This window comes from uncultured Campylobacter sp., assembly GCF_938045405.1.
Lineage (GTDB): Bacteria > Campylobacterota > Campylobacteria > Campylobacterales > Campylobacteraceae > Campylobacter_B.
On record NZ_CALIMW010000043.1, the window covers coordinates 1 to 1,714 of the forward strand.

Consider the following 1,714-nt stretch of genomic DNA (forward strand, 5'->3'; position numbering starts at 1 on the left):
AAAATGCGCTTTGCTTCGGCGAAAATTTAAAGCTCGCTTTGACGATCAAATTTAAAAGTTCGCTCTTTAGAGCTTGATTGCGTGCCGCGAAATTTTAAAATTTATCGTGCGAGCTCCATTCACCGTGTAAATTTAGATACTGCCTTTGCCGCTTAAATTTTATTAAATCCAAATCCTCACATTCAGTTTTAAAATTTTAACGATACTCAAAAAGCTTAGAATTTCACTCTTTATCTCGCTTGCGGGGTCGCGGCGCAGCACGCTTTCATAGACGCTGGGCTCGAAATTATCCCGCTTAGTGTGCACGAAAATATGAATCCGCCGCTCTCTGATGCTCGCCCAGATCTGCGCCCCGAGCGCATCGCCCACCGCCAAAAATCGCTCCATAAATGCAGGGGTTAGCACGTACATCGCGTTTTGCGGCTCGTCGCTAAGCACCTTGTAGCGCGCGGCAAACTCCACGTTATCCATCGCAACGGGCTTTAGACCTACGTGCTGTTTGTTTTGTATCTCGCGCGGATAGATGAAAACGGGCGCGATGATGCGTTTGTTAAATTCCGCTACGAAAAACGCCCCCACGAGCTCGTGCTGTAAATTTTGATGGAAAAAACTCACATCGCTAAACTCGAAGCTCACCCCCTGCCACGCGCCGCCCACGCGGTCGTTGCCGCGCAGATTTTCGATGAACTCGAACAGATCGCTCTGCACCACGCGCCAAAACGGCACGCTGCCGTAGGAGACGTATTCGTAGCCGAGCTCGCGCACGAAAGGCGCCAGATAGTGCTGCTTGTAGCTTTGGCGGTACCGCCCGGTGAAGATCTCTTGCATGCTTTTTACGCCGAGCGCGTAAAGCCGCGCCGCTAGCCACGCCCCAAGCGCAAGCGCAGCCAAACATATCAACGCCTGCGGCAAGGCCGCAGAGTATTTAAAGATCAAAAACGAGATCGCGACCGCGCCGAACTTTAAGATATTTTCCGTGCCGATGAGATCCTTTTGCCAACCGTTTAAGTGCACCTCGCGCAGGCTCACGGCGAGCGAGGCGATCGCCAGCAGCATAAGCATCGTCGCGCTAGAGCTCTGCACGCCTTGCCTGCGCACGAAATACGCGATGACGCCGAATACCGTAAACAGCGCCACCGTGCTTACGACGACGAGCAGCTTTAGCTGCTCCACGTGCTTTTTCGCGTCCAGTCGCAGGCGCTCCAAATCATAAATAGTCAAAATTTCGCCCTTCTTTAAATTTGCCCGCAATTTTAGCGAAATTCTAGGAATTTTGGAATTTCAAAGCTCGCTCGTCCGCACATAAGGTGAATTTTTTATGAATTTCGCACAGCCCCCTAAATTTAAGGATAAATTCAAAACTCTAAGCTTAAAATTTGACCGTAGCGGGGGCGGTGCGCGGAAGTGAATTTCGCATAAAAGCGGCGCCAAATTTCGGCGCGCGGAAGCAAAATTTCAAGGCATAAATTTGCTACGTAGAATTTTAAGAGCTCGATGCAAAGCGTTATTGGTGCGAGACTTGAGATCGGTATAAATTTGCTACGTAGAATTTAAAAGCGGGATTTTCTAGCTAAATTTTTAAAAGCAAATTTCAGCAAAATTTCACGACGCGGAATTTCAAATTAAAATTTTGCAAATTAAAATTCCGCAAAGTAAAATTTTAAAGCAAAATTCTGCGAGCAAACCCCGCAAATCAAACCATGGAGCAAAAATG

The 1,714-nt window shown here is 48.1% G+C and carries 1 protein-coding gene; it reads right to left on the reverse strand.

Annotated features, from left to right (window positions below):
• Positions 1 to 162: 162 nt before the first annotated feature.
• Positions 163 to 1,221 carry a DUF3137 domain-containing protein gene (locus tag Q0140_RS01405; RefSeq protein ID WP_297960890.1) on the reverse strand — a complete coding sequence of 353 codons (1,059 nt, stop codon included), beginning with the start codon at positions 1,219 to 1,221 and terminating at the stop codon, positions 163 to 165.
• Between the last annotated feature and the right edge of the window lie 493 nt (positions 1,222 to 1,714).